The sequence below is a fragment of the Synechococcus sp. CBW1107 genome (assembly GCF_015841355.1).
Taxonomy (GTDB): Bacteria; Cyanobacteriota; Cyanobacteriia; order PCC-6307; family Cyanobiaceae; genus Regnicoccus_A.
In genome coordinates, this window is the sequence record NZ_CP064908.1 from 818200 (window position 1) to 843265 (window position 25066).

Here is a 25066-nt window from a genome sequence, read left to right on the forward strand (position 1 = left end):
GCGAGTTGTCGGCATCCTGTGGCAAGGTGCCGGCATCTTGCGTCAGGCCCTGCCGGCGGCCGTCACCTCCGCCAGCATCCTCAGGATGTCGTCTTCGATCGTGCGGATGTCGGCCTCGATCTCCTCGATCGGCCGAGGCGGAGTGTAGCGATAGAAGTAGCGGTTGAAGTTGATCTCGTAGCCCACCAGCCCCACCAGGCCGTCAAGTTCGTCGCGCTTGCCGGTGTTGATCCAGGCATCCGGCGCATGGGGAAGCACCTCGCGCTCGAAGAACGCCTGCACGCTCGCCGGAATCCCCTCGGCATCCACCGGGTCTGGTCCTGATGGCAGCTGGACGCTCTCGGCATCTCGCAGTTCGGGGTCGGCCTCAGGCGTGCCGCTGCTGTTGGTGCAGATCTCCGCGTTCTCATCCCGTTCACCCAGGGCGGCGAGGATCGCTTTGCGGGCTGGCGCGGTGAGCTTCACACCCGCGTGCTTGGCGGCGAGAGTGATCAGCCTCTCAAACTCCTCGCGATCCGAGAACGGCTCCTCCGGCAGATCATTCACCAGGGCGCGGATCTGCTCCTGCAGGGCGCGGCCAGCGGCCATCTCCTTAGCCGCTGCCTCTCCCTTCTTCTTGCTGGTGGCCAGCGCCTGGAAGCCCTTCTCCTGCTCCAGCCGCGCGATCCGCTCGGGACTGGCCTGGAAGCTGAGGCGCAGGGGCCGCTCCACCGTGATCTTGCGGAAGCCGAAGTGGGTGGTGGGGAAGATGCGGCTCACCACGATCTCCTCGCTCTTGCCGTCCTTCGTCACAGTGCAGGTTTCGCCGTCCCTGTAGTCCGCCAGGAGCTGGAGGATGTCCTGGGCTTGCTCCTGCGAGATCTCGCGGCGCTTGTCGCCCAGGCTCTTGCGCATCGGCACCCAGAAGCTGGTGGCATCGATCAGCTGCACCTTCCCCTGGCGCTGTGGGGCCTTGCGGTTCGTCACCACCCACACATACGTGGCGATGCCGGTGTTGTAGAAGAGCTGCTCGGGCAGGGCAATCAGCGCTTCCAGCAGATCGTTCTCGAGGATGAAGCGGCGGATCTCGCTTTCGCCGCTGCCGGCGTCGCCGGTGAACAGGGGTGATCCGTTCATGATGATGGCGATGCGGGAACCGCCTTCGGCGGTATCCTTCACGTGGGCCAGCATGTGCAGCAGAAAGAGCAGCTGACCGTCGCTGATGCGGGGCAGGCCGGGCTGGAAGCGTCCGGCGGCGCCCCGTTCGTGTTCGGCGCGCACATCTTTCTCGTCCCGCTTCCAGTCCTTGCCGTAGGGAGGATTGGCGATCAGATAATCAAACGTCTTGCCGCTGAGTTTGTCGGCCGAGAGCGTGCTGCCAAACACGAGGTTGTCGGCATCGCGACCGCTGGGATCCTTCATGAATAGGTCCGACTTGGACACGGCCCAGGTTTCAGGGTTCACCTCCTGCCCGAACAGATGAATCTCGGCCTGTTCGTTGATCGCCGGGCGCAGCAGCTCTCCGTTCTTGCGCAGGCCGGCTGTGATGTGTTCCTTGGTGATCATCAGCATCCCGCCCGATCCGCAGCAGGGGTCGTACACGGTGGCCACCACGCCTGGCCGGCGGATGCGCTCTTCATCGCCGGCCAGCATCAGATCCACCATCAGGTGCACCACATCGCGCGGGGTGAAGTGCTCCCCTGGGTTCTCGTTGAGCGCCTCGTTGAACTTGCGGATCAGCTCCTCGAAGATCGTGCCCATGGTGGCGTTGTCGATCTTGCCGGGGTGGAGATCCACCTTCTTGAACCGCTCCAGCACCTGGAAGAGGAGCCCGGCCTCATCGAGCTTGCTGATCGTGTTATCGAAATCGAACTTCTCGATCACCTCGCGCATGTTGGGGCTGAAACCCGCGATGTAGTTGCGGAGGTTCTTGGCCAGATCGGGCGCATCGGCCAGCAGCTTCTCGAAGTCGTAGCGGGAGGTGTTGTAGAACGCAAAGCCGGCCGCCTTGCGCAGCTGGGGATCGAGATTCTCCAGCTTCTTTTCGCGCAGTTCGGCCTGCTTTGCCAGCACCTGCTGCTTGGTTTCAGCGAGCACGCAATCGAGCCGCCTCAGCACCGTGAGCGGCAGGATCACGTCCTGATATTTTCCGCGCTTGAAGGTGTCCCGGATCAGGTCGGCGACACCCCACAGGAAGCTGACGATCTCATTGTGGTTCATAGAGGCCGGTCGCCATTAGAAGGCAGTGTAGCAATGCATTGCTGATGTTCACAAAGAAGGCGAATGTTCACTTTATTGGCAATTCTTAAGGCAAGAAAGCTGCTGCCATGAGGCTGCAGGAAGGCTGCCGGTAAAGTATCCATGCAAACTCACTCTGGCTTAAAAACTCTGCGCCGCTGTCGCATTTTTAGGCCATCTGCGGAATAAACTACGAGTTCCGAGTCGGTGATCTCAAAGAATCCCCGTTGTCGGAACAGCCTACATAGTTCGGCGGCTTCTTCCCTCGGCATTCCATGAATAGCAACGCTCTCCTCAGTCCAGCGGCCACAACGTGAGCGGCCTTCCACAGGAATCGACTCGTAGCCCCTCTGTTTGATGAGATTCACAAGCTCATGGTTTCGCGCTCGATTCTCAGCTTTGCCGAGCACTTCTTCATGCGGATTTGACGCAGTAAGAATGATCCACGGTCCACCCTCGGGGAGATCTCCTGCGTCAACGCCTGCCCAGATCTCTTCGATCACGACACGATGAATGATCTGCGTCGAAGCATAGGCCTCCCATGCCTGGGTCGAATGCTCTGTGAGTGTTCTCATTGTCCCGAGTAGAGCATCCAGCTCTTTCAGCCGGCTACTGTAGCTTTCAGACTTTTCACTGATCGCAAGGATGCTCCTGCCATGGGCGATATGGTTCCGCAGTCTATTGATAAACTTTGTCAGTTCATCGAATCTGCCACTTGAGCCCTTTCCTGAATATCCAAGATCTTTTAGGAGTGCCTTATTCTGCTTTGCCTTGAGAATCACTTCTCGAAGAAATCTTGGCCCAGGAGTCTCATCATCCTCGTCTGGGGGCGAATCGGGGATGGGTGTCGTGTCGTACGTGCCAGCGAGCCGACGAAGGCCTGTTTCAAAGGCAATCGTCTTGGCGAATAGATACAGGGAAACGGCTGGCTTACCAAGGTCTTCACGTGTGGCAATGCCAACTAGCGTTCCATTCTCTTCGAGGAAGAACCACCCGTTCTCTGCAAGTTGAAAGAGCGCGTCCTCGAGGGGAAGCAATGGTGTGAAGATCAGAGCTTCGTCAAGTGGTTGAATTATATCTCTGATGCGAGATTGCCGGTCGATTTCCCGAAGGGCTTCTTTGCGTATAAATCCGCGATCGACATTGCCTCTAACTGGCACAATATCAAAGTCGTTCCCGGTCATCCATGCCAGAACTTCCCCAGCAATGTCATCGGGCTTTGCAAATAGCAAGTCAGATGTGGCGAAATGTTCAGCTCGAATGGCTTCTTTTGCGAGGATCTCGACGCCTGCATAGTCCTTGAACATCAAGCCCCGTCCGCTTAACCGAGGTTATCCATGACTATCTGTCATGGCAGCACATTGCTAAGCCGCTTATCGCATCATTCATGGCCGCACGCCTCGCGGCGCCTCGTCTCGTCACCGAACAGCTCGACTCAGCCACCCCCGCTGAAGAGCGCCGCGAAGCCCTGCGCCGCCTCCACACCGGCGAGCTGCAGATCCTCTTCGCCGTCGACCTGTTCAACGAAGGCCTCGACATCCCCTCGATCGACACCGTGCTGCTGCTGCGTCCCACCGAGAGCGCGGTGGTGTTCCCGCAGCAGCTGGGCCGGGGCCTGCGGTTGTCGCCTGAAACCGGCAAGAGCTGCCTCACAGTGTTGGATTTCATCGGCCAGCCGGTGTTTCCAGTGCCGGTTCGCCCCTCGATCTCGCCGTTCTTGTGGGCCACGCCGCAGTGCTGCGGGTGGCGATCACGCCCAGGTGGGTGCAGAGTTCGAGGTAGCAGCTCGTGTGGTCACCGGTGTAGCTCCCGCCTCAGTTACCGAAGAAGGCGCTGAGGCTGTCGGTGCGGTGCTCGGCCGAAATGAGCCGCCGCTGGATCTTGAGCTGGAGGCGCTGCCGCCATAGTGGGGGCGGAGGGCCCTCTCTCAGCGGAGATCTCCAGCATTCAGGCCCAGGACTTTCTGACCATGAGCCAGGAAGACTGCGGATGGTGCTGCTGCTCATGCGTGGGGGAGTGAGTTGCCACCGGGCCAGAGCACACCCGCCGCATCCCTCGGCCGGTCCTCACGCCGCGTCAAGGATCGGGCCAGGCGCCCCCAGGGGGGCGTCCTTGTCTCGCCGTTGCGGCCGGCCGGTGGGGGTGGGGTTCTCCGCCGTCTCCCAGATGGCTTCCTCCGCTTCCCCCCGCCGCCGCCAGCAGCAGTCCCAGCCTCTCGGCCGTTCTGCCCTGCGGGCCCGCGATGCTCTGGTGCTGGAGCACCTGCCTCTGGCTGATGCCATTGCCTCGGCCGCCGCCAGGCTCCTGTTCCCGCTGGTGGAGCGGGAGGATCTGATCCAGGTGGCCCGTGAAGCCCTGGTTCGCTCCGCTCCCCGCTGCAGAGCAGGCGAGCCCGCTGGGCCCTATCTGCGTCGCTGCATCACCGGGGCCCTGCAGCACCACCTCCGCGATCGTGTCCGCCTCGTGCGCATCTCCCGCCGAGAGCATGAGAAGGGCACCTGCCCGCTGGGGCACATCAGCCTCGATGCCACATCCGATGGCGAGCCCTGCATGCTCGATCAGCTGGCAGCGCCTGATGCCGAGCCGGCCTGGGGCGAGGCCGTGAATGGCCTGGCGCTGGAGCAGCTGGTCGATCAGCTGCCGGCGGCCCCGGCCACGGCCCTGCGGCTCACCGTCCTCGAGGGGCTGTCCCTGCGAGCCGCTGCGGCGCAGCTTCAGATCAGCCCGATGGCCGTGCAGCGGGCCCAGAAGAAGGCCCTCGCCGCCCTGCGCCATCAGCTGGTGGGGGCGGGCTGAGGCCGCTCGGCTCAGGCCTGCTCAAACACCAACGTGGAGAGCGGCCACCAACCGCTGCTGCCCTCGTCGTAGGCCAGCTCCACCATCGGATCGTCCTCGGGCGTCTCGGCTGCAAGGCTGAGCACAGTGGCGCCGGTCTCTGAGCTGATCTGGTCGCGCCAGCAACGCGAGCCAATCGCCGGCAGGGGTGTCGTGGTGTCAGGCATGGGTCAAGGACTCACCATCACCCGGTTGCCAGAGCCGCTGTTGCTCACCGCCGCAAACTGCCTGTGCTGGGGCGACCAGCAAAGCGAGCGCCAGCCCAGATCAGCCGGGGAGCTGCGCACCGTCCAGTTGAGACCATCGACGCTGGTCATGATCCGGTTGCCGGTGCCGCTGCTGCTCACCGCCACCAACAGCTCCCGCTCCGGCGCCGAGCAGAGGGAGGTCCAGGCGTTGTCGGCCGCCGAGCTGCGGCTGCTCCAGCTGATGCCATCCGGGGAGGTCATCACCCGGTTCCCCTTGCCACTGCTGCTCACCGCCACCAGCAGGCCCAACTCCGTCGCCCAGCAGAGCGCCATCCAGTTCACGTCTGCTGGGGTGCTGCGCAGGCTCCAGCTGCGGCCATCGCTGGAGGTCATCACCCGCTGCCCGGCGCCCGTGCTGCTCACCGCTACAAACAGCCCCAGTTGGGGCGCCCAGCAGACCGATCGCCACTCCTGATCGGCGGCAGCCGGGCCGGCTGTCCAGGTGAGGCCATCGCTGCTGGTCATCACCCGGTTGCCCGTACCACTGCTGGCGACCGCCACCAACAGGCCCAGCTCTGGTGCCCAGCAGATCGAAGTCCAGGTGTTGTTGGCAGGCGTCTGGCGCATGGTCCAGCTGCTGCCATCCGGTGAGGTCATTACCCGCTGGCCAGTGCCGCTGTCGCTGACGGCGACAAACAGCCCCAGCTCCGCGGCCCAGCAGAGCGCCACCCAGTTCTGATCGGCGGCAGCCGGTTGGGTGCTCCAACGGATGCCATCGCTTGAGGTCATTACCCGGTTGCCGCTGCCGCTACCCGCTACGCCGGCGTAGAGCCCCAGCTCCGGCGACCAGCAGATCGCCTGCCAGCTGTTGTCCGCAGGCGAGCGCACGGTCGACCAGAGCACGCCGCTGATTCCCAGCACCGGCGGCGGGCTCAGGAGGTCTGCCATCGCCGCTGCCGGCAGCTGGTAGGTGCCGGCCTGGGGCCCAGCGGGGCGGGTGATCGCCAGCAGGTCGCCTGGTTGGAGGGTCATCAGCTGCGGCGATCAGGGCAGGGCCGGCAGGGTGCTCAGGTCCAGCGGCATGTAGTCGCCGGCCGGCTGGGCGGTGGCCATCGCTGCCTGCAGCTGGGCCGCATCCACCACCCGCCCGGGCGTGCCGTCTGCCAGCGCCAATGGGTCGGCCAGCTGCACAACGCCGGCAGTATCAGAGGTGGCCAGGGCAACGCTCAGCAGCGGCTGGGCGGGATCGCTCTCATCGACGGCCAGCGGTGCGACCACCTGGATGCGGATCACGCCGGCGCCATCGGGCCCCAGGGCGGCGTTGGCGCTCCAGTTGCTGCCGTCAAACAGCAGCAGATCCCCCTGGGCGATGTCCTGGCCGGCGATGCCGCTCCAGCTGGCCAGGGCAGGGCCACCGCTGCTGGCGAGGTACACATCCCCCGCCTCAGCCCCAGCCGGGGCCTCGGTGGTGGTGGGGTCGATCGCGCCCCTGTAGGTGAGCGCGCCAGGGATGGCGGCATGGAGGGTGCCGTCGCCATCCACCGAGAGGTTGGTGCCGGGCTTGATCGCACCGATCGCCGCCGCGGTGGCCGGGGTGAGCATGAACGCCTTGACCTCCTCGGCAGTGGCCCGGTAGGGCGTGCTGCCGCGCTGCATCAGCAGCAGGTCGGTGGGCTGGGGCAGGGAACGGCCGGCGGTGCGGCTCTCGGTGGTGGTGGCCATGGCGATCAGTACAGAAGGGGAAGGCGGTTGAGCGGAACGATCAAGGCGGCAGGGGATTGAGCAGGCGCAGGTCCAGCGCGATCACCACCACTCCCTCGCCAGCAGTGGCACTGAGCAGCGGCGCCAGTGCCTGCAGTGCCGTGATACCACCGGTGGGCGGCGGTTCAGGGGTGCCGCCGTCCTGCAGCTGGGCCTGTCCCAGGAAAATCACCCCCTGCGGCCGACTGCTGCTGCGGCACTGGGCCGTCAGCTCGGCCAGCACAGCCGGATCGGGAGTGGCCATCGGCGCCAGGGCAGTGCTGCTGAGCTGTTGCCAGCCCCCAGCCAGGAATGCGCTGGCCGGGGCAGCGCTGGCTGCTGGGATCAGAGCAGGGCACTCCCCAGCTCCAGGGCCGCGAGATCGGCGGCATCGTTGATGCCCTCGTTGCTGCCGCTGGCAGTGCCCGATGCACTGGCCTGGGCTTCCATCGCCATGGCCTGCTCCACCAGCTCGGCCTTGGTCTGGCTGCCATCGAGCTCCACGCCGTAGACGGTGGAGCAGAACTCCACGATCTGGGCCTTGGTCATCGCCTGGAAGTCGGTGCGCTCGCTCACCAGCAGGGCCTCGCCACCATCGGTGGTGGTCTCCAGCGGGTCGTCGGCAGAAGTGGGCTCATCTGGTGCCGGGGCGGTCTCCGTCGCTGCCGGTTGCTCCGGCTCGAGGTCGAGCGAGTCCACCAGCTCCGGTTCCGGCGTGTTGTCGCCGATATCCACCGGGCCCGGCTCATCGCCGCCACTGGCGGGGCTGAGCAACTGCCAGCCCAGGGCCTGCCAGCCGGCCAGGTGCACCGGCCAGATCGAGCGGGTCACGCCGTCCTTGCCGATCAGCAGCTGGCTGGGAGGCAACAGCGATGCATCGCCCACACCCGGATCCGGGGTGACGGTGAGCCGCTGCTCCGGGCCCGAGAGGCGAACAGGCGTGGAGGAGGGGTTGTTGCTGTCGAGGGGCTGCAGCAGCTCCAGCGGCAGGGCCTCAGCCTCCGCCGCCACATTGAGGGTGTCGAGTGGGTTGCTCATGGCGCTCACCTCACAGCCCCTGGTTGGCGGTGAGCGCCACGGTCATCCCCACCGGCGTGGCGGGAGAGACCGTCGCCCGCGCCAATCGCAGGCAGGGCGGGGTGATCAGCGCGCTGTCGGCCGGGTTGATCAGCAGGGCGGCGCCGCTGATGATCGCCTCCACCTTGCCGCCAGCGGCGGGGATGGCGACGGCCGCGGCGGTGATCCAGCTGCCGGCGTTGCCATCGGCCAGCAGCGGCGCCAGCTCCAGCGTCACGGTCACGGCCTCGCTGTGGCCGGGGTGGGAGGCCACCAGCACAAAGGAGCTGGTGGCATCGAGATCGGTGCCGAGGTTGACGACATCACCGCTGCTGCGGGTGTGTTCGTAGCAGTCGGTGGCGGAGTGGTTGATCCAGCCGACGAGCACCGTCTGGGCATCGAGCAGCCGGGTGGCTTGAGAGGTCATGGAAGGGTCTCCGGAAGGGATGGGATGAAGGGTTCAGGGCAGCACCAGCGGCATGGGGGCGACGTTGAACAGGCGGGCCGCCGCCTTGCGGTTGCACACGGCAAAACCCACGTACCAATCCACCCGCGTGCGGAACACCGGCGCGTCGTGCACCTCCCCGAAGTCCCGCACCGAGATGCCGTAGCGACCCTCGAACGGGCCCTGCAGACCGCAGACGGCGGCATCACCGAGAACGCAGCAGTAGATCGAGGTGGTGTCCCCCGGTTCGTCGTAGCCGAGCACGGCGTTGCCCTCGGCGTCCTCCTCCACCAGCAGGATCTCGATCCCCTCGAAATAGTGGCGACCGTCGATCACCTCGTAGAGGTCGCCGCCGGCCTGGCGGGAGGCAGTGCTGATCTGGCGGCGGGCCGCCTTGCTGCCGATCAGCACCTTGTCGCCGCCGTAGCCGATGACGCTGTCGGTCAACGCCTCCAGCGCCAGCAGGTTGAGCGTGCTGCCGCCGTTGTCGATCGTTTGGTCCTCGCCGGGCACCAGGCGCTTGCTCAGCCCGTTGAAGGCCCGCGGGTCAAAGGTGTCGTCGCCATTGATGATCGCCGCCTCCAGGGTGAGGCGCATGGAGCGCACCTTCATCTCGGTCTGGGCAGCGCGGGCCTCGGGGCCCTGCAGGTCCACGATCGAGCGGTCCACATCCAGGTCGCCGCCGAACAGGTGCACGAACTCCGAATCGGAGTTGATCACCCCATAGCTCTGGCGGTAGCCCTCGTTGACGGCCCGAAAACCCACGCGGGGCAACTTGGTTTCCGCCGGGAAGCTCAGGGAGCCACCGACGAGGTTGCGGAAGGGCAGGCGGCGCAGCAGCTCCCCCTCCGCAAAGGTCTTGAGCACCGCCAGCTGTTCGGCGCGGCGGGCGTATTTCTGCGCCTCGATCAAGGTCAGGCCCAAGGGCACGCTCCCGGGGCCTCGCCCCAGTGACAACAGCAGCTGTTGCCAGGTCGTTGCCCTGGTGGCGTGATCAGCAGCCAAAGAAGCCGCTTAGCCTGAACCCATGGCGCCATCCCGTATCACCCACAACCCGGAGCAGTGCGGCGGTAAGCCCTGCATCCGCGGCATGCGCATTCGCGTGCGGGATGTCCTGGAGCTCTATGCCGCTGGGCTGAGCAGCGAGCAGATCCTTGCCGACTACCCGGATCTGGAGCCGGAGGATCTCAGTGCGGCACTGGATTACGCAGCCCGGGAGATCGACCATCCAGTGTTGGTGGGATGAGGCTCTGGCTGGATGCCCAGCTGCCGCCAGCCCTGGCCCTCTGGATCGGTGCGCAGCCATGGGGAGTGGATGCCGTCCCTGTGCGGGAGATCGGGTTGCGGGATGCCAGCGATCCGGAGATCTTTCGCCAGGCACGGGCCGCTGAGGCGGTGGTGATGACCAAAGACCGGGACTTCATCCGCCTGCTGGATGAGCAGAGCCCTCCTCCCCAGGTGATCTGGCTGCGGCTGGGGAACAGCAGCAATGCCGCACTGCAGCAGGTGTTGAGCACGACCCTGCTGCCAGCGCTGGAGCTGTTGCGCACCGGTGAACCCTGGGTGGAGATCCGGCCGCAGGCCAACGCAGAGGCCTGATCCCGGCAGCACCGAGGCGGAGTGGTCGCGTCCTGCCTGCCCGATCCGCCTTGTCCGTTTCCGCAGCTCTGATCTGCGCCTCCCTTTTGCTGAGCTTGCGCTCCCTGGAGCTGCTCCCGGCTTACGCGCCATCTCCTGGTGAGGGCCCGCCTGGCCAATGGAGGCGATAGGCGCGGCTGCGGCCTTCGCCGATCGGCTCGATTGCTTGTTGCTCCACCAGCTCGGCCAGATCGCGCCAGGCCGTGGCGCGGCTCACCTTGGTGAGGCCGATGGCCTTGCGCAGTGTCATGCCGCCCGTGAACCCCTCCGGTTCGGCATCCAGCAAGCGATTGAGCAGTTTCTGCTGGCGGCTGTTGAAGCCGCTGTGCCGGTGGCTCCACCAGAAGGCCGCCTTGCGCCGCACCGCATCGATCACGGCGCCATTGGTGGCCGCCGCTGCCGTGAGTTGCTCCAGGAACCAGCTCAGCCAGCTCGTGACATCCAAATCTCCCCGCTGGCAGCGCTCCAGTGCCGTGTAATAGCCCTCCCGCTCCCGCAGGATCTGGGCGGAGATGCAAAGGGCGCAGGCAGCTAACGCCTGTTGGCTCTGGGCTCTGCAGTCCTGGGCCAGCAGCCGATCGGTGATGGCACGGGCGAGGCGGCCGTTGCCGTCTTGGTAGGGGTGGAGGGTGAGAAACCAGAGGTGGGCCAGGCCGGCGCGCAACAGCCCGTCCAGCTGCGCAGGGGGGGAGGCGACCCAATCCAGGAAGGCCTCCAGCTGCTCCTCGAGCTGGTCTCGGGGCGGCGCCTCAAAGTGCAGGCGATCACGGCCAATGGCGCCGGAGAGCACCTGCATCGGGGCCTCATCGCGCAGCCCACCGATCCGAATGGCGCGCAGTCCATCGGGGCCAGCGGCGAACAGGCGCTGGTGCCAGTGGTTCAGCGTGGCCAGGGTGAGGGGCGCCTCCAGGGTGCTGGTGGCCTCCAGCAACACATCCAGCAGGCCCTCCACCTGGGCGCTGGCGGCCGGCTGCCCCTCGGCCAGGGGAAGGTGCAGCCGGCGCGCGATCGAGGAGCGCACCTGGCCGGGATCCAGCAGCTCGCCTTCGATGGCGGCCGTGCCCAGGCTCTCCCGACCCAGCAAGGCGGAGATCGCTTCCCGATCGAGCGGGGGCTCCAGCGTCTCCAGCCGGCTCAGCAGCTCCTGGCGTGCAGAGCGGGCCTGCTCCAGCAGAGGATCCAGAGCGGAGCTCTTCCAGCGGAACTGGGGCCAGTCGGGCTGCTGCCAGATCCAGGATGAAGCCATCACCGCAGCCTAATCGCTTCATCCGATGAAGCGGTTAGTGACAGGTATTCGCTTCATGGCCGCCGCCGCGGCTGGGGCATGCGCTCGAATCGTCAGGCAGGCTGCGGCTCTTCCCCACCGGCGCTCAGTGGATCGGCTAAGCGCAGCCCTCCTCATGGTCCGGGCGGCCTCAAGGGCTGCGCGAGTCAGCCGGACTGGTGCGTTGGCTGCGCTGCGCTCCGCATTGCAGCGGTGGCTGCCCCTTGACCCCGCCCGGCCTGCTTCGGGGTCTTCGCTACGCCTGCCATGGCTTCCGCATCCCGGATCCGCACCTTCCAGCTCCTGAGCTCCCGCACCCTGGAGTTCCTGTGCGAGGAGGCCTCGGCCCACCGCCCTGCTCCTCTGGAGCGGCTCGAGCGGCTCTGCGCTGATCTGCTCTTCGATCGCCAGCTCCTCAATCCTCACCGGGTGAGCTCCTTCCCCGAAAGCGAGCTGCCCTTCTGAAGGGGCGGCCCCGGCTGCGGCTGGGGCGCTCTCTTGTTGCCCGCAGCCGGCGCTCCGAAGCGACCACTGGCAACAGGGCTCAGCAGCACCACGCCCATGGCCAGCCCCATGACACCCGAGCGGTTCCAGGACCGCTTTGAAGCGTTCCTCGGTGAACCCCAGCAGGTTTCCGGCGTCTGGACCCTCCATGCCGTGATCGCTGGCCTGCCTGGCAGCGAGGCCGTCCTCGATGAGCAGGCCCCCTGGGCGCTCACCTTCAGCCAAAAACCCGCTGCGCCCCCGGTCCCAGCAGCTCCTGCCGGTGGTCTGGATCCCCGCGGTTCAGAGGAGGCCGGCATGGCCGGCCCGCAGCTGGCAGCACCCGTCCAGCCCGGGGATTCCTATCTGCTGGTGAACGACCGGGACGAGGACATGGAGGCCTACGACTACACCGGGGCCTTCCTCTGGAAGATCCCCTGCCTGGCCCGCGGCCAGGGGAGCGACACCGACTGGACCCAGAACAGCACCGACACCCCGCCTGGGCTCTACCGACTGGGGCAGCTGTATGCCGACTACGAGCAGTACCCCAACCCGCCCTGCAGCGACACCGCCATGGGCTACGGCTGGTATTCCTTCGACATGGAAGAGCTGGAGGGCCAGGAGGTGGCCCATGGTCGGGCCGGGATCATGCTCCACGGCGGCGGCTCGGCCTGTGGCTGGCCCGGCGCCTGGGCACCGCAGCAACCCCTGCACCCCACCCTCGGTTGCATCCGGCTCCATAACGCCGATCTGCGCGACAAGGTGCTGCCCCTCTGTCGGCAGGGCACCGTCTATGTGGGGGTGTTCCAGGAAAAAAAGTGACGGCGGCTCTGGTGCTTCCACCGGCTGGGGCCTGATCGCGAGGGAAGAGCAGCAATGGACTCAGGCCCACTGGCCCGACCGCCCAAGCCGCCGTTCGACCGCGAACGGTTCGTCTTCAAGATCCTGGCGGTGGTGATCGGCACCCAGCTGCTGATCAATTCCCTCGCCGCTGGGGTCTGCGGCCAGCGGGCGCTGGAGGGGCGATCGATCGGGCAGATCTGCCCCGGCACGTTGGAGCAGCTGCAGGGCGGCTTTGATTCCACCCTCAAGCTGCTGCTGGCGCTGCTGGGCGGAGCAGCGCTGACGCGTATGGATCGGTAACGCCTGGGAGCGGGAGGAGGGCTTGCTCCGGGCCTCTCCAGTCTGAGGCCCGTCCTGCGGCCGCGCCTCCGCTGGGATCGGTCCCGTCGCTGCGCCGTTTGGGCGCCGATCGTCATGGCCACGCTCTCTGCAGGCAGTGCCGCTGCCACCTCCCCGTTCTGCAGGCCAGAAGAGGATCCGTTCCTGCTGCTCGAATCAACGCTGCGCTCGGTGGAGGAGATCCTGCTGCGTCGTCGTGGGCTGCCGCTGCGCCGCACCTGGATCGAGCAGCCCTATGGAGAAGAAGAGATCACCCTGCTGGAGGAGGAGGTGATTCCGGCGATCCAGCAGTGTCTGGCACGGGTGGATGAGCTGGATGAGCGGCTCCTGGCCCAGCAGGAGCTGCTGCAGCGCTGTGAGCTCGAGCTGCAGCGCCAGCCACTGTCTGTGCAGAAGCTGCAGATGGCCTGAGCGCCATGGATTGGGGGCTGCAGCTGCGGCCCCCTTGCCTGTCTCTCGATCCCAGGGTTGGCGCAGCAGCTCCACGGCTCGGGCGCGGTGGGCGTTCAGCACGGAGTTGCATCCATGCCCGTGGGACGTGCCTGGCTGGGCGGAGCAAAACCCCTCCGCAGCATGCCCCTCCGGCTTGCGCTGGCCAGGGCTGACGCGGGCTCGCTGGGCTCGCCCCTGGCCAGCACTGCGCCTGCGGGGCGTCTGGTCGGTGTTCTCCGCTCCACCCCAGCCATGGCCACTCCCCAAGGCCCCGTCTGCGAAGTCCGCCTGCTTGTGGTTCACCGCTATCAGCCAGGAGTCCAGAAGCTCGGCACCACCCCCTGTGAGGTCGAGTTCTTGGGCCGCCGCGGCAAGCCCGTCAAGAAGATGCGGCTGATCCCTGCTGAGAAGGCGTTCGCCTTTGCCCGCAAGCTGCAGGGCACCCCCGGCTGCACAGTCTCGGTCTGCTGAGCCAGGGGGGTCAGGCCCGGCTGCCGGTTGGTGGCCGGGCCTTTGCAGCAGGGCTGGCAAGAGCCGCAGTAAGCCCAGCGAGGCCATGGCCACCAGAACCAGCCGCCGCCCGCGCAAGTGCAGCACCGGCAAAACCAGCACCGCCAGAACCCGGCGCAGCGCAAGCCGCAGCACCGACTCCGTGCCCGAGTTGCCGGGAATCAGCACTGTCAGACAGTGCTCTCAACTTCACCTGGCTGGTGTGGACACGGGAACCCAGGCGGCAATACAAGATTGTGAGTGACCTCAACTTCCGCATCGAGCCGCTGCTCCACGAGCGGGGGACTCCCAGCGAGAGGACCCTGGATGAGGTCAGCCGTCAGTCCAGCACTCGTTAGGAGTTGAACCACGGCAGTTTCAGACCAAGGGCTTCGATTGGATCCATCACGAGCTTGTTGAGAGCACGGCCTAGAACGACTTGTGGCTCGTCTGCCCGAATAGGGAGAACGGGATGCGACTGATCGGCACCGTTGACAATCTTGCGCCTGATCAGCGAGTTCCCTGCCTCCAGCCCGCACACATAGGCTCGTTCCTGACACAGGCCCTTGGCTCCATGTTCTTTGTCGCCCATCCGCACCCAGTCGCCAGCGCAGACGATCGACTCCACTGAGGTTTCCAAGGGTGGCCGTTTTCTAAAGCTGCCCGGAGAAAAGAGCGACACCGAGCCTGGATAGCGCCGTACCTCGGAATCAACCACCCTGGCATTGGTGAATTCTGGATGAGCGATGGGAAGCAGGTCGCGCGTGAGCCGATCGATGATCTCCTGATCGCTCATCGCTGCGATAGCCGATGCGTTGTAAAAGTCGCTGGCGACCACGGAGCCCTGGGGCCGCTCATCACCCCAGAGAGTCTGTTGAGCATCCTTGTGCAGCTGATCCAGCATGAAAAAAGTGCCCCCAGAGCCCTTCAGTGATTCGAAGCGGGAGAACACGTTGACTGGGTAAGCGATTGGAACATAACGATCCAGCCATAGACGTGCTGACACGACATCGATGGAACCAAGCGAAGCAGCGCCAACAAGCTGTGGTGCTGCCTTGCTGAGTTCTGGAGATTGAGCCATCAGAGACTTGAGCCCTTTTGCACCAACGGCCAAGACCAGAGCATCCACCTCGTCAATCACCTGAACTGCATTGGTAGCCACGTTCTTCACCTCAACCGAGCTGACCCGCCGCGAGTCAGACGACACATTCACCCGTCTCACCAACGTTCCCCCAAGAACCTGCAGATGATGGCGGGAGATCAGCCTTCGACTCAGAGGCGAAAACAGATGTTCAGCGATGCTTTTCGACTTGATCCAACGGACATCAAAAGAGTCTTGGTGGGCCAGGGCGTAGTAATAGAGGAGCTCCATGGTGACCGCGGCCGAAAGCTCTTCGGGCGGCTTGAACAAGCCAACCAGCAAGGTGGGGCGCAGGAACTCATTGATGAGCCGATCGCTGATGCCGAGCTTGACAAAGAGTGATTGCGCATCGAGATCGTCGTACCTCTGGAAAGTCTTGTCGCTGCGATAGAGGTCAAGCATCGCATAGAGAAGCCCTGCAATGCTGAGCCGGTCTTGAATGGGTAGTCGTGTGAAGTTGGTGATTGTCGCCACCATCTGGCCAAGGGGACTTGGCCATTGGGGTGCCTCTCCAAAGACAGGCGCTGTTGCTTCTAACCCATCGGGAGACCAGAAGGCACTGGTTGTGAAGTCAGTGAAGATATCACCAGCGCCGAGTTCATCGGTTAGGGCATTGATGTTGGGATAGTCTTTCCAAAAACCTCTGGTGCCTGCTTCGAAAGGTTTGCCGCTTTTGGTTGTGATTGGTGTACTGCCTGTTGGATCGGGCATCCCATCAATCAAGGTGACACGAATACCGGCTTCACAGAGTGCCTTGGCTGCGCCCCAACCAGCCCATCCGGCTCCGATGACGACGACATGGGATGGCCTTCCGCCGGGCATGGTCTCGTCTGGCATGGCTGCTACGAACGTCGGCTCATCTTCTGCAAGTTACTCAGAGAGTGATGGAGCTCGCCGTTCCGTCGTACCGCTTCTGATCTGGAGCGTTGGGAGAGGCGCGACGGATGCCATGAATGCTGCAGCGTGACTGTCTCAGGTGAATAATTCAATCTCCAGAATTTGGGAGATTTCGCAAGCACGTTGGCTACGTTTCAGCGAGTTCACCCTATATACCGCCTTGTTGAATACAATTTGATTGTTCTTTTGTTCGATTGATTTCGCTGGGTTCGGGTGGGCTCGACTGACAGCTGACTGCGAAGCATGCAACCGGTAGCCCTCCAGCAGCCAGGGGAACGACCGCCCGCTGCGCTCGCTTCTCCAGCCGCAGTGCCCGCTCCGCTGGTGGATGGCGCGGGTAGGGACGGTCGCCCACGGTCGCCCGTGCGGCTGGCCTACAGCCGGGGCTTGCAGCCGTGAGCTACAGCCAGGAGCGGTAGCGGCTGCGGTGGCGCCGTGCTGCAGTCCTATGGCCGCTGCTGCTGAACTGAGGGCTGGAGCCATCTCGCCGCCGCCGCACCCAGACGCCGCGGCGAATCAGACGAGAGTCCTCTGAATTGGCGCGGCGTGCAGCCACGATCGACCCATAGCCCTTCTTGTGTCGGCGCTGGGCACGGGTGTCAGGCGACAGCGAAAACTGGCCCAGATGCGACACGAAATCTGGCCCCCCTCCGCGAGCCACTGATCAGGGCCAGTGCGCAGCCTGCGGTGCTGTCACCTCTGGAGCAGAGCTCCCGGGATGCGGCGTTGGAAACCCCAGAGGATGTCCAGGCGATCCTTGGCCTCACCGCAGCTGGCTGGGGCCGGCGGCGGATCGCCAGGGAACTGGGCTGCTCGCCTGAGACCGTCCGCAAGTACCGGCGGCAGGGCGGCTGGGAGGCCTACGGCAAACCCCGACGGATCGGCGTTCTCGATGGTCAGTACGACTGGCTCAAGGAGCGGTTCCTGGCCCACAACGGCAATGCCGATGTGGTGCGCCAGGAGCTGGCCAGCGAGAAAGGCATCGCCGTGTCACTGCGCACCGTGGAGCGGGCGGTGGAGCCCTGGCGGCAGGAGCTGCGGGCCGCTGCCCTGGCAACGGTGCGGTTTGAGACGCCGCCGGGCAAGCAACTGCAGGCCGATTTCGGTGAGACCTACGCCCGCATCGCCGGCGAGAGGGCCAAGGTGCACCTGTGCGTGCTGACCCTGGGGTACTCGCGGCGGCTGGTGGTGCGGGCCTACCGGCACGAGCGCCAGGTCAACTGGCTGTTGGCGATGGAGGAGGCCTTCCGCCACTGGCGGGGGGTGCCGGCCGAGGTGCTGTTCGATAACGCCCGTGCCCTGGTCAAGGAGCACGATCCGGCTCGCCAGGTGCTGGTGTTCAACGAACGGCTCGATGCCTTTGCCCGCTACTGGGGGTTCCTCCCCAAAGCCTGCCGGCCCTACCGGGCCAGGACCAAGGGAAAGGACGAGCGCGGCGTCGGTTACGTCAAGACCAATGCGGTGGCCGGCCGTGAGTTCGCCAGCTGGGAGGCGCTGGAAGCGCACCTGGAGCGCTGGAGCCGGGAGGTGGCCGATGTTCGCATCCACGGAACGACCGGCGAACAACCGCTCCTGCGATTCCAGCGGGAGGAGGCCGCTGCCCTGCAGCCGTTACCCCATAAGCCGTCGTTCCTGGCGGAACGGGAGCTGGTGCGGGTGGTCCACAACGACGCCTGCGTCGAGGTGGAGGGCAACTGGTACAGCGTGCCCTGGGCGCTGCTCAAGCAGCGGGTGAGCGTGCTGGTGGGGGATCAGCAGGTGCAGATCCGCCATGGCGGCCGGGTTGTTGCCCGGCATGGGCGCGTGGCGGCCAATCGTCGTCATCGCTCCGTGCTGCGGGGGCATTGGGACGGGCTGGTTCCAGCGCCGCAGCAGGACTTGGCCGAACGGTCACTGCCGTCAGCCGATGGCGCGCTCTGCGTTGGGCCCGCCTCCACCACGTCCCCGCCCTGTGGGGGCGGAACGCGGCGGCGGGCACCGGTGGTGCGCAGCTCAGAACTGGCCCGCTCCCTGGCGGTCTATGCCGCCGAGGTGGGCGAGGAGGTGGCGGCATGAGTCCCGCCAAAACCGGTCAACCAGATCGTCGTCAGGAGCTGATGGTCACGACACCGCCGGTCTCCGCCCTGGAGCTCGATGACATGCTCACCCGCCTGCGATTGACCGCGATCCGGGACCAGCTCGACAACCTGCTCGAGGAGGCGGCCCGCAAGGAGCTGAACCTGCGCGAGGCGTTGGCCTGGCTGTGCGCGGCGGAGATCGCCCGCAAGGACCAGCGGCGAATCGCGATGGCGATGAGCATTGCCAAATTCCCGTTCGTGCGGACGCTGGAGGGGTTTGAGTACGAGGCCCAGCCCTCGCTCGATCCAGGCCAGATCCGGGAACTCGCCACCTGCCGCTGGGTCGCCAACGGCGACACCCTGCTGCTGCTGGGTCCGCCGGGGGTGGGCAAGACCCACCTGGCCGTCGCCCTGGGGCGTGAGGCGGTGAGCAAGGGCTACACCGTGCAGTACGTCTCGGCGATGGAGCTGATCTCCACCCTGGCCCGGGCCCACAACCAGACGGCGCTGAAGAGCCGGCTGAGCCAGTACGGCAAGAGCAAGCTGCTGATCATTGACGAGCTGGGCTACCTGCCGCTGGAGCCCGATGCGGCCCACCTGTTCTTCCAGCTGATCTCCCGTCGCTACGAGCGCGGCAGCGTGCTGATCACCTCCAACCGCCCCGTCATGGAGTGGGGCGAGGTGTTCGGTGATCAGGTCGTCGCCACCGCGATCCTCGATCGGCTGCTGCACCACAGCCATGTGCTGACCGTGCGGGGCGACAGCTACCGCCTGCGTGAGAAACGCCGCTCCGGTCTGATCAAGAGCAGCAGTGCGGTGAGGACCATCCCCGCCACCGGGGAGGAAGGGAGCCCATGAGCATCCCGCCCCTCCCCCTCCACCCCCATTCCCAACGACTGATGAGCAAGACCAACCGACGCCGGCCACGGCGTCAACAAGCCGGTGCTACAGCCTCACAGAGTGGGCCAGATTTCGTGTCGCCGGAGGACCAATTCCGGATGTCGCTTGACAACGGGAGCGGGCCTGGCTGGCGCTGGCGGCCGGCACCACCGTGGCGGTGGATCGGTTGCGCCAGAACACCAGATACCAGGCCATCGCGCTACCGGCAGGGTGATCAGCGCCGCGGTGCAGCAGCCCTGGGCGTGGTGCCCTTGACGGCCTCCAGATAGAGCTCGGCCGTACTCAGGGTCTGCAGGTTCACCGCTCCGCCGTGCTCATGGCCCGTTTCAGGCACCGCAGCGGAGTAGAGGCCGCTGCGTTGCTGGAACAGGAAGCTGTACACCGGGTGGCGGCGCAGCTCCTCCATGTAGTCCCCGTCGCTGAGGGCCACGCCATCGGCGGTGAGGGGTTGGCCCTTGCCATCCACCGGCAGCAGCCGCTCGCGGCCGTCCACCTCGCCGAGCTGGAAGTGGCCACCGCACAGCGTCACGAAGGTGTCAAAGAACGTGCCCCGCTCATCGCCGCCGACGCGGCCCTCGGCCTCGGAGAACAGGCGCTCCATCAAGCGCTCCTTGCGCAGGTTCTGCACCTGGGAGCGGGCCTCGTCGCGTTCTTTTTCCACACTGCGCACCCGGCGCAGGTTGGCCTCATTGAGCTGGCGTTCGCGCTCGCCCACCTGGCGTTCGAACTCCTCGCGCTTGCGCTCGGCGTCCTGCAGGCGGGCGTACTCATCCGGGTTGATCTCGGAGAAACGCGAGAGCTGGGCGCGGGCTTTGCGCAGCTCCTTCTCGAGCTGGTTGCTGCGGCGGCGCTCGGCGCGCAGGGGATCAGCACTGCTGGGAGCAGCGGCAGGGGGGTCGTCGTTGTCGCTGGGGCTGGAGTCCTGTGGCAGGGAGAGGTCGAGGGTGTCGTCGCCGTCGGCAGCATCCAGACCAGCGTCAGCAGCGCCGTCGCTGTCGAGCAGGTCAGGGTCGGTGGCAGGTGGAGCTGAGCCCGTAGGGCCCTGGTTGGGTTGCTGCTGCTGTTGGCGGTAGGTCTGCCATCGGCCAGGAGGGACCATGGGACCTGGAGCAGCGCCGCTGTTGGCGACGCTGGAATCAGAGGAGAAGAAGGAGGAGGGCATCACCCATCACGGCTGTGGTGCTGCGGGCGCCCCGTCCGGGCTGCGCTCGCTCTTCCTGTTGCCAGCCGGCCCGATCCCGGATGTGTATAGCCGCCCTACGCTTTACACATCGCCCATGGGTCCCATGCGCACCAACATCGTCATCGACGACGCCCTGATGAAGCAGGCCATGCAGGCCAGCGGTGCCCGCAGCAAGCGAGAAGCGGTGGAGCTCGGTCTGCGCACGCTGGTCAAGCTGCAGCAGCAGGCCCAGATCCGTTCCTTCCGCGGCCGCTTGGCCTGGGATGGCGATCTGGACGCCCAACGGCTCGATGCCGGGATGGAGACGGCCGAGCATCAGCCGTGATCGTGGTCGATTCCTCGGTCTGGATCGACTTCTTCAATGGGGTGAGCACCCCCGAGGTGGAGCGGCTGGATGGATGGCTCGGGGTGACACCGCTGGCGATCGGCGATCTGATCCTGGTGGAGGTGATGCAGGGCTTCCGCAGCGAGCGCGACGTGGCCACCGCCCGGCAACTGTTCCGCTCCTTGGCTCTGCTGCCGATGCTTGGTGGCAGCAACGCCTGGAAGGCAGCAGAGAATTACAGAACGCTGCGCCGCCAGGGAATCACGGTGCGCAAGACGATCGACGGGATCATCGCCACCGCCTGCATTGAGGCCAACCTGCCGCTGCTGTTCAGCGACCGCGACTTTCAGCCCTACGTCGATCATCTGGGTCTGGAAGCGGCATGAGCCGCACCGTGCTGGGCATCGATGCCGCCTGGACGGCCCATCAGCCCAGCGGGGTGGCGCTGGTGCAGGAGCAGGGTCAGCGCTGGCATTGCCTGGCGGTGGCACCCAGTTACGCCAGCTTTCTGGCCTGCGCCGAGGGCCACCCGGTGGATTGGGAGGCACGCCACCGCGGCAGCACACCCGAGATGGGGACACTGCTGCGTGCCAGCGCCCGCCTGGCGGGCCGGCCGGTGGATCTGATCGCCATCGACATGCCCCTCTCCACCGAGCCCATCGGCGGCCGCCGCAATGCCGATCAGCAGGTCTCCATCCAGTACGGCAGCCGGGGCTGCGCGGTGCACAGCCCCACCACCGCCAGACCCGGGGCCCTGGCGGATGGGCTGCGCTCAGAGCTGGAGCAGCTGGGCCACCCCCTGCAAACCACGGCAACGCCTCGCCATGGCTCTGGTGGGGTGCTGGAGGTCTATCCCCATGTGGCCCTGCTCGCCCTGCTGGGTCTCGACTACCGACTGGAGTACAAGGTCAGCCGCTCCTCTCGCTACTGGCCTGCTGCCTCAATCCGGCAGCGGATCGAGAAGCTCCTGGCCAACTTCCAGCGCATTCAAAACGCGCTGCAGCAGCAGATCGGGGCCATCAACCAGCCCCTGCCGCAGCCCGCAGCGGTGGCGACGCTGACGGAGCTCAAACCCCTGGAAGACAGCCTCGATGCCCTGGTCTGCGCCTGGGTGGCGATGGAGCATCTCCGCGGCCGCACGTGCGCCCTGGGCGACAGCACGGCCGCGATCTGGTGTCCGCACTAACCGTCAGCTGCAGTCAGGCCCCTGCCGATGGCAGATCGGCAAGGTCATCCGCCACGCCCCCTGAGCGCCGGGCTGGCAGGTAGATCCACTCCCCAGCAGGTAAGGGCGTGGAGGGCAGATAACCCGGCACCAGCAGTTGCATCCCTGCCGGGATCGGCGTAGTGGAGCGATAGATGGGCAGCAGCAGGGTGCTGCCAGTCGGCAACGGTTCCTCGCTGGGCCAGCTGCTCAGCTCTGGGTTGAACTGGCGCAGCAGGGTCAGGCTCAGCTGCTGCTCACTCGCCACGCTGCTCAACGTGTCTCCTTCTGCGGTGACATAGGGCTCGCTCTGCTGCAGCACCGGGTTGAGGCTGCGCAGGGCCGCGTCCCTTTGCGTGGTGTAAAACCCGAGGCCCGAATGCCCTAGTCAGAGGGTGAACAGGGTGGAATGACGGGCTGTCATTCCGGAGGTGCAGATGCGCCTCGTTCAATCACGATGAATCAGGACGAATGACTTGTCAAGTCTTTCGTCAGCTTGCGGATGTGTTGTGAGTTGGAGTGACTTCTGCGGCCTGGAGGTGGCAGCGGCCGGCCCCCGGGCTGCGATCAAGGCCGCTGCGCCCTCTGGGGGCGCTGCAGCCTCGATCACCTGGGGCCTGCGTCCTGCCTCTCTCAGGTGCTGAGGGCCTGGAGAGCAGGGATGGCATCCAGCTCCGGGATGGTCGCCATGCTCTCGGCTGAGAACATGCGCCGGCCCTCCAGCTGCCAGTGCTCGTGCTGCTCCAGCAGTACCGCGCCCACCAGGCGGGTGATCGACGCGTCGTTGGGGAAGATGCCGACGACCCTGGTGCGGCGTTTGATTTCCTCGTTGACCCGCTCGAGCAGGTTGGTGCTCCAGATCTTGCGCCAGTGGTCCTTGGGGAAGTGGCGGAACGCCAGCACGTCCTCCTTGGCCTCATGCATCAGCGCAGCGGCCTTGGGGAAGCGCTCCGCCAGCGAGGCCGCCAGATCATCCCAGCGGGACTCGATCTCTTCCGCGCTCTCCTGAGCGAACACGCTGCGCAGGGCGGCGGTGACCATGCCCTGGTGAGCCTTGGGAACGCACTGCAGCAGGTTGCGGGCAAAGTGGACCCGGCAGCGCTGCCAGACGCTGCCCTGCAGCTGCCGTCGGATGGCCTTGGTGAGTCCGCTGTGGGCGTCAGAGATCACCAGCTTGACGCCAGCGAGGCCTCGCTCCTTGAGGTGGGCGATGAACTCCGCCCAGAAGGGCTCGCTCTCGCTGTCGCCCACCTTGAGGCCCAGCAACTCCCGGCGCCCGTCCTCGTTCACCCCCATGGCGACGACGACGGCGCGGGAGCAGACCTGCTGAGCCTTGCCCAGCCGCCCCTTGAGGTAGGTGGCATCGAGGTAGACGTAGGCGTAGCCGCTGCTCTCCAGCGGCCGGCCCAGGAACGCCTGCACCTGCTGGTCGATCTCCTGACAGATGCGACTCACCTGCGACTTGGAGATGCCGCTCTGGGAGCCGAGCGCCGCCACCAGGGCATCGACCTTGCGGGTCGAGACCCCACCGATGTAAGCCTCCATGATCACCGCGTACAGGGCCTGATCAACCCGGCGGCGGGGTTCGAGGATCGAGGGGAGGAAGCTGCCCGCGCGCAGTTTCGGGATCTGCAGTGCCAGATCCCCCACCTGGGTGGTCAGGGTGCGAGGCCGGTAGCCGTTGCGGTGGCCGAGCCGCTCCTCGGTGCGCTCGTGCCAGTCCGCACCGAGGAAGGCAGCGAGCTCCAGCTCGATCAGCTGCTGCAGGCCGTGGCGTGCCAGTTCAGGGATCAGCTCCCCGGCACTGCTGCCATCGAGTAGCGAGGCCAGCTCAGGTACGGCAGCATGGGTCTTGGGCATGGTCTGTCTGGTTGAGGTGGTTCTCAAACCAGGGAAACGGGCCTGCCCACCCCTTGCAACGTCAGCCGTGGAGCCGATCGCCTGAGGTGCGGACGCTCAGCCCGGCTACGCCGGGCTGAGGCCCTGGGGATTTACACCACTGCCGGGGACGCCAGCCTGCGCAGCTTGGTTTCCGTGGTGCCATGGCGGCCAGCCAGCACCGCCAGGGAATCCCCCTCGACGACAATGATCGTCTGGGTGCTCTCCAGCTGGGGGTTGATCCGCCGCAAAGTGGCCACCGTGGTGCCGTAGCGCTCAGCGATCAGGTTCAGCGTGTCGCCATCCCGCAGCACCAGCACGCTGTGGGGTCTGAGCACCAGCTGGATCGCTTCCCCCAGCAGCGGCTGCAGCAGCAGGCCGATGCCGCCCGGGCCGTAGTCCGCCCCGAAGTGCATCACCTGGCAGCCCGCGAACTGGGCCCGGCCGCCGGATGGCAGACCGCCCTGAGGGTGGAGCAGGGCCAGGTCTCCCAGCCACATCACCCCCTGACAGGGGGCCTGCACCGTGGTGCCCAGCAGTTCTGGATCCCAGGGCAATGGCGCCTCATCGCGGAACCCTGGGATGGCCCAGTCCAGCTCGGCCGCCAGCCAATCGAAGGTGTTGCTGGTGCTCACCGGCAGGATCGCCGCCCGGCAGAGGTAGCCGCGCAGCAGCACATCGCCCGGGTCGGTGAGGGCGGTGTCGTTGTAGCCGCTGACGATGCCGCTCTGCTCCAGGAAGCAGTCGATCACGTGTCGGCGGATCGGAATGGGGTTGCGGCTCTCGGGCCGGTCCACCTCAAATAAGCAGAGGCGAGCGTTGGCGTAGGGCTGCAGCGCCAGCCAAAGAGGCATAGCCCCAGGGGGCGCAGACGCGGGCTGGGCCACCCGGCTGTCGATCCCCGGGGTAGCTGCCGGCAGAGACACCAGCTGGCCCCAGAGCGGCCCACCCCGCAGGGGGTTGAGGCCCTGGTTGAGTGGCGAGAGGGGTTGCTCCATCGCTCAGCCCCGCACCAGCGATCCCCGGAAGGGGTCCGGGTTGCACTGGCGCCAGTTCTGCAGCCTTGGCAGCAGCAGCGCCAGCTGGCCGATGTGCTGGCTGCGCTGCTTCCCCAGCACCACCGCCGGTGAAGGGGCCGCGGGGTCCCACTCGCTCTCGGTTTCCTCGAGCAGCAGCTCGGTGGCGTACTCCACCACCGCCAACTTGCTCAGCGGCAGCGGGTTGGGCACGACGCCACCGGCCACGCCCTTGCGTCTGCTGCGCACCGGGCTGTTCACCTCCGCCGGGGTCAGCGCCGCCAGCTGCTCATTCAGCGCCGCGATGGAATCGAGGTGGCCCTGGGCGGTGCAAACCCCCGTGGGGTAGTGGGTCTGCAGCTGCGCCATCTCCCGGTTCAGGGCCGCCAGGGCAGCACTGGTCACCGGGATGGAGAGGGCGACGCGTAGAGCCTCGGTATCGCCGGAGCGCCAGGTGCAGGTGGGTGGGGAAGGTTGGGTCATGCCCTCCGTTGCC

Annotated in this window: 31 protein-coding genes and 1 pseudogene; 15 read left to right on the forward strand and 17 right to left on the reverse strand. The window is 66.1% G+C overall.

Annotation, left to right across the window (positions count from 1 at the left end; genetic code table 11):
* Positions 1-42: 42 nt before the first annotated feature.
* Together I1E95_RS04365 and I1E95_RS04370 are read right to left on the reverse strand one after the other, a co-directional pair.
* A complete protein-coding gene (locus I1E95_RS04365) occupies positions 43-2199 on the reverse strand; it encodes a class I SAM-dependent DNA methyltransferase (protein ID WP_197165784.1) in 2157 nt (718 codons plus the stop codon).
* A gap of 149 nt (positions 2200-2348) precedes the next feature.
* The gene (locus tag I1E95_RS04370; protein WP_197165786.1) at positions 2349-3524 is read right to left on the reverse strand and encodes a DUF3293 domain-containing protein; all 1176 of its coding nucleotides are present in this window, start codon (positions 3522-3524) and stop codon (positions 2349-2351) included.
* A 71-nt stretch (positions 3525-3595) separates the two neighbouring features.
* Between I1E95_RS04370 and I1E95_RS17190 the strand changes: the two are divergent.
* Both I1E95_RS17190 and I1E95_RS04380 read left to right on the forward strand, forming a co-directional pair.
* Positions 3596-3892: pseudogene (locus I1E95_RS17190) on the forward strand (helicase-related protein); the annotation flags it as partial.
* 491 nt (positions 3893-4383) lie between these two features.
* A complete protein-coding gene (locus tag I1E95_RS04380; protein ID WP_197167093.1) occupies positions 4384-5013 on the forward strand; it encodes a sigma-70 family RNA polymerase sigma factor in 630 nt (209 codons plus the stop codon).
* Positions 5014-5024: 11 nt separating this feature from the next.
* Here I1E95_RS04380 and I1E95_RS04385 read toward each other — a convergent pair whose 3' ends face one another.
* From I1E95_RS04385 to I1E95_RS04415, 7 genes are all read right to left on the reverse strand, one after another.
* Positions 5025-5219: a hypothetical protein gene (locus I1E95_RS04385; protein WP_197165788.1), complete on the reverse strand. Its 195-nt coding sequence runs from the start codon at positions 5217-5219 to the stop codon at positions 5025-5027.
* Between the two features lie 3 nt (positions 5220-5222).
* Entirely contained in the window at positions 5223-6272 is a 1050-nt protein-coding gene (locus I1E95_RS04390; protein ID WP_197165790.1) for a hypothetical protein, read from the reverse strand.
* Positions 6273-6284: 12 nt separating this feature from the next.
* A complete protein-coding gene (locus I1E95_RS04395) occupies positions 6285-6962 on the reverse strand; it encodes a hypothetical protein (protein ID WP_197165792.1) in 678 nt (225 codons plus the stop codon).
* 40 nt (positions 6963-7002) lie between these two features.
* Entirely contained in the window at positions 7003-7245 is a 243-nt protein-coding gene (locus I1E95_RS04400) for a hypothetical protein (protein WP_197165794.1), read from the reverse strand.
* Between the two features lie 80 nt (positions 7246-7325).
* Positions 7326-8018 carry a hypothetical protein gene (locus tag I1E95_RS04405; RefSeq protein WP_197165795.1) on the reverse strand — a complete coding sequence of 231 codons (693 nt, stop codon included), beginning with the start codon at positions 8016-8018 and terminating at the stop codon, positions 7326-7328.
* A gap of 10 nt (positions 8019-8028) precedes the next feature.
* Complete coding sequence (locus tag I1E95_RS04410; RefSeq protein ID WP_197165797.1) at positions 8029-8463, reverse strand: hypothetical protein; 435 nt, start codon at positions 8461-8463, stop codon at positions 8029-8031.
* A 33-nt stretch (positions 8464-8496) separates the two neighbouring features.
* On the reverse strand, positions 8497-9405 hold the full coding sequence (locus I1E95_RS04415; RefSeq protein WP_370594574.1) for a major capsid protein: 909 nt from the start codon (positions 9403-9405) through the stop codon (positions 8497-8499).
* Positions 9406-9508: 103 nt separating this feature from the next.
* On the opposite strand from I1E95_RS04415, the gene I1E95_RS04420 reads away from it, so the two are divergent.
* Positions 9509-9727 carry a DUF433 domain-containing protein gene (locus tag I1E95_RS04420; protein WP_037979383.1) on the forward strand — a complete coding sequence of 73 codons (219 nt, stop codon included), beginning with the start codon at positions 9509-9511 and terminating at the stop codon, positions 9725-9727.
* Positions 9724-10080 carry a DUF5615 family PIN-like protein gene (locus tag I1E95_RS04425; RefSeq protein WP_197165807.1) on the forward strand — a complete coding sequence of 119 codons (357 nt, stop codon included), beginning with the start codon at positions 9724-9726 and terminating at the stop codon, positions 10078-10080. Before I1E95_RS04420 ends, I1E95_RS04425 begins: the two co-directional genes overlap by 4 nt.
* Positions 10081-10201: 121 nt before the next feature.
* Here I1E95_RS04425 and I1E95_RS04430 read toward each other — a convergent pair whose 3' ends face one another.
* Positions 10202-11365: a Fic family protein gene (locus I1E95_RS04430; protein WP_197165809.1), complete on the reverse strand. Its 1164-nt coding sequence runs from the start codon at positions 11363-11365 to the stop codon at positions 10202-10204.
* A gap of 285 nt (positions 11366-11650) precedes the next feature.
* Between I1E95_RS04430 and I1E95_RS04435 the strand changes: the two genes are divergently transcribed.
* From I1E95_RS04435 to I1E95_RS17235, 6 genes are all read left to right on the forward strand, one after another.
* Positions 11651-11848 (forward strand): hypothetical protein, encoded by a 198-nt coding sequence (locus tag I1E95_RS04435; RefSeq protein WP_197165811.1) that lies wholly within the window; start codon positions 11651-11653, stop codon positions 11846-11848.
* Positions 11849-11944: 96 nt separating this feature from the next.
* Positions 11945-12688, forward strand: a complete 744-nt coding sequence (locus I1E95_RS04440) for a L,D-transpeptidase (RefSeq protein WP_197165813.1) — start codon at positions 11945-11947, stop codon at positions 12686-12688.
* 54 nt (positions 12689-12742) lie between these two features.
* On the forward strand, positions 12743-13009 hold the full coding sequence (locus I1E95_RS04445) for a hypothetical protein (RefSeq protein WP_197165815.1): 267 nt from the start codon (positions 12743-12745) through the stop codon (positions 13007-13009).
* Positions 13010-13123: 114 nt separating this feature from the next.
* Entirely contained in the window at positions 13124-13459 is a 336-nt protein-coding gene (locus I1E95_RS04450; RefSeq protein ID WP_197165817.1) for a hypothetical protein, read from the forward strand.
* A 162-nt stretch (positions 13460-13621) separates the two neighbouring features.
* A complete protein-coding gene (locus tag I1E95_RS04455; RefSeq protein ID WP_231594862.1) occupies positions 13622-13951 on the forward strand; it encodes a hypothetical protein in 330 nt (109 codons plus the stop codon).
* A 239-nt stretch (positions 13952-14190) separates the two neighbouring features.
* Positions 14191-14328, forward strand: coding sequence for a hypothetical protein (locus I1E95_RS17235; RefSeq protein ID WP_370594575.1), 138 nt, complete (start codon positions 14191-14193; stop codon positions 14326-14328).
* Here the strand turns inward: I1E95_RS17235 and I1E95_RS04460 are convergent.
* Positions 14325-15947, reverse strand: coding sequence for an FAD-dependent oxidoreductase (locus I1E95_RS04460; protein ID WP_197165825.1), 1623 nt, complete (start codon positions 15945-15947; stop codon positions 14325-14327). The genes I1E95_RS17235 and I1E95_RS04460 overlap by 4 nt on opposite strands.
* A 460-nt stretch (positions 15948-16407) precedes the next feature.
* Complete coding sequence (locus I1E95_RS04465; protein WP_197165827.1) at positions 16408-16641, reverse strand: hypothetical protein; 234 nt, start codon at positions 16639-16641, stop codon at positions 16408-16410.
* Positions 16642-16694: 53 nt separating this feature from the next.
* Here I1E95_RS04465 and istA point away from each other — a divergent pair, with 53 nt between their 5' ends.
* Together istA and istB are read left to right on the forward strand one after the other, a co-directional pair.
* Complete coding sequence (gene istA / locus I1E95_RS04470) at positions 16695-18062, forward strand: IS21 family transposase (protein WP_197163956.1); 1368 nt, start codon at positions 16695-16697, stop codon at positions 18060-18062.
* Complete coding sequence (gene istB, locus I1E95_RS04475) at positions 18059-18922, forward strand: IS21-like element helper ATPase IstB (protein WP_304623244.1); 864 nt, start codon at positions 18059-18061, stop codon at positions 18920-18922. The genes istA and istB overlap by 4 nt, the downstream gene beginning before the upstream one ends.
* 256 nt (positions 18923-19178) lie before the next feature.
* Here istB and I1E95_RS04480 read toward each other — a convergent pair whose 3' ends face one another.
* Positions 19179-20063: a hypothetical protein gene (locus I1E95_RS04480; protein WP_197165829.1), complete on the reverse strand. Its 885-nt coding sequence runs from the start codon at positions 20061-20063 to the stop codon at positions 19179-19181.
* Positions 20064-20085: 22 nt separating this feature from the next.
* Here I1E95_RS04480 and I1E95_RS16790 point away from each other — a divergent pair, with 22 nt between their 5' ends.
* Genes I1E95_RS16790 through I1E95_RS04495 form a run of 3 tightly spaced genes read left to right on the forward strand, consistent with a single transcriptional unit; the run spans position 20086 to position 21658 of the window.
* Positions 20086-20472, forward strand: coding sequence for a type II toxin-antitoxin system VapB family antitoxin (locus I1E95_RS16790; protein ID WP_231594863.1), 387 nt, complete (start codon positions 20086-20088; stop codon positions 20470-20472).
* Positions 20469-20858, forward strand: a complete 390-nt coding sequence (locus I1E95_RS04490; protein WP_197165831.1) for a PIN domain nuclease — start codon at positions 20469-20471, stop codon at positions 20856-20858. The genes I1E95_RS16790 and I1E95_RS04490 overlap by 4 nt, the downstream gene beginning before the upstream one ends.
* Positions 20855-21658, forward strand: coding sequence for a DUF429 domain-containing protein (locus I1E95_RS04495; RefSeq protein WP_197165833.1), 804 nt, complete (start codon positions 20855-20857; stop codon positions 21656-21658). The genes I1E95_RS04490 and I1E95_RS04495 overlap by 4 nt, the downstream gene beginning before the upstream one ends.
* 13 nt (positions 21659-21671) lie before the next feature.
* Here the strand turns inward: I1E95_RS04495 and I1E95_RS04500 are convergent, their stop codons facing one another.
* The 4 genes from I1E95_RS04500 to I1E95_RS04515 form a co-directional block, all read right to left on the reverse strand.
* Complete coding sequence (locus tag I1E95_RS04500) at positions 21672-21998, reverse strand: LysM domain-containing protein (RefSeq protein WP_197165835.1); 327 nt, start codon at positions 21996-21998, stop codon at positions 21672-21674.
* A gap of 311 nt (positions 21999-22309) precedes the next feature.
* The gene (locus I1E95_RS04505; RefSeq protein ID WP_197161492.1) at positions 22310-23536 is read right to left on the reverse strand and encodes an IS256 family transposase; all 1227 of its coding nucleotides are present in this window, start codon (positions 23534-23536) and stop codon (positions 22310-22312) included.
* Between the two features lie 131 nt (positions 23537-23667).
* Positions 23668-24552, reverse strand: a complete 885-nt coding sequence (locus tag I1E95_RS04510; RefSeq protein ID WP_197165837.1) for a LysM domain-containing protein — start codon at positions 24550-24552, stop codon at positions 23668-23670.
* A gap of 3 nt (positions 24553-24555) precedes the next feature.
* Complete coding sequence (locus I1E95_RS04515) at positions 24556-25053, reverse strand: hypothetical protein (protein WP_197165839.1); 498 nt, start codon at positions 25051-25053, stop codon at positions 24556-24558.
* Positions 25054-25066: the final 13 nt, after the last annotated feature.

Bases quoted from the DNA above. Each gene is read 5' to 3' on its own strand.
- I1E95_RS04365 (WP_197165784.1), bottom strand. From the start codon at position 2,199: ATGAACCACAATGAGATCGTCAGCTTCCTGTGGGGTGTCGCCGACCTG.
- I1E95_RS04370 (WP_197165786.1), bottom strand. From the start codon at position 3,524: ATGTTCAAGGACTATGCAGGCGTCGAGATCCTCGCAAAAGAAGCCATT.
- I1E95_RS04380 (WP_197167093.1), top strand. From the start codon at position 4,384: ATGGCTTCCTCCGCTTCCCCCCGCCGCCGCCAGCAGCAGTCCCAGCCT.
- I1E95_RS04385 (WP_197165788.1), bottom strand. From the start codon at position 5,219: ATGCCTGACACCACGACACCCCTGCCGGCGATTGGCTCGCGTTGCTGG.
- I1E95_RS04390 (WP_197165790.1), bottom strand. From the start codon at position 6,272: ATGACCCTCCAACCAGGCGACCTGCTGGCGATCACCCGCCCCGCTGGG.
- I1E95_RS04395 (WP_197165792.1), bottom strand. From the start codon at position 6,962: ATGGCCACCACCACCGAGAGCCGCACCGCCGGCCGTTCCCTGCCCCAG.
- I1E95_RS04400 (WP_197165794.1), bottom strand. From the start codon at position 7,245: ATGGCCACTCCCGATCCGGCTGTGCTGGCCGAGCTGACGGCCCAGTGC.
- I1E95_RS04405 (WP_197165795.1), bottom strand. From the start codon at position 8,018: ATGAGCAACCCACTCGACACCCTCAATGTGGCGGCGGAGGCTGAGGCC.
- I1E95_RS04410 (WP_197165797.1), bottom strand. From the start codon at position 8,463: ATGACCTCTCAAGCCACCCGGCTGCTCGATGCCCAGACGGTGCTCGTC.
- I1E95_RS04420 (WP_037979383.1), top strand. From the start codon at position 9,509: ATGGCGCCATCCCGTATCACCCACAACCCGGAGCAGTGCGGCGGTAAG.
- I1E95_RS04425 (WP_197165807.1), top strand. From the start codon at position 9,724: ATGAGGCTCTGGCTGGATGCCCAGCTGCCGCCAGCCCTGGCCCTCTGG.
- I1E95_RS04430 (WP_197165809.1), bottom strand. From the start codon at position 11,365: ATGGCTTCATCCTGGATCTGGCAGCAGCCCGACTGGCCCCAGTTCCGC.
- I1E95_RS04435 (WP_197165811.1), top strand. From the start codon at position 11,651: ATGGCTTCCGCATCCCGGATCCGCACCTTCCAGCTCCTGAGCTCCCGC.
- I1E95_RS04440 (WP_197165813.1), top strand. From the start codon at position 11,945: ATGGCCAGCCCCATGACACCCGAGCGGTTCCAGGACCGCTTTGAAGCG.
- I1E95_RS04445 (WP_197165815.1), top strand. From the start codon at position 12,743: ATGGACTCAGGCCCACTGGCCCGACCGCCCAAGCCGCCGTTCGACCGC.
- I1E95_RS04450 (WP_197165817.1), top strand. From the start codon at position 13,124: ATGGCCACGCTCTCTGCAGGCAGTGCCGCTGCCACCTCCCCGTTCTGC.
- I1E95_RS04455 (WP_231594862.1), top strand. From the start codon at position 13,622: ATGCCCCTCCGGCTTGCGCTGGCCAGGGCTGACGCGGGCTCGCTGGGC.
- I1E95_RS04460 (WP_197165825.1), bottom strand. From the start codon at position 15,947: ATGCCAGACGAGACCATGCCCGGCGGAAGGCCATCCCATGTCGTCGTC.
- istB (WP_304623244.1), top strand. From the start codon at position 18,059: ATGAGTCCCGCCAAAACCGGTCAACCAGATCGTCGTCAGGAGCTGATG.
- I1E95_RS04480 (WP_197165829.1), bottom strand. From the start codon at position 20,063: ATGGTCCCTCCTGGCCGATGGCAGACCTACCGCCAACAGCAGCAGCAA.
- I1E95_RS04495 (WP_197165833.1), top strand. From the start codon at position 20,855: ATGAGCCGCACCGTGCTGGGCATCGATGCCGCCTGGACGGCCCATCAG.
- I1E95_RS04505 (WP_197161492.1), bottom strand. From the start codon at position 23,536: ATGCCCAAGACCCATGCTGCCGTACCTGAGCTGGCCTCGCTACTCGAT.
- I1E95_RS04510 (WP_197165837.1), bottom strand. From the start codon at position 24,552: ATGGAGCAACCCCTCTCGCCACTCAACCAGGGCCTCAACCCCCTGCGG.
- I1E95_RS04515 (WP_197165839.1), bottom strand. From the start codon at position 25,053: ATGACCCAACCTTCCCCACCCACCTGCACCTGGCGCTCCGGCGATACC.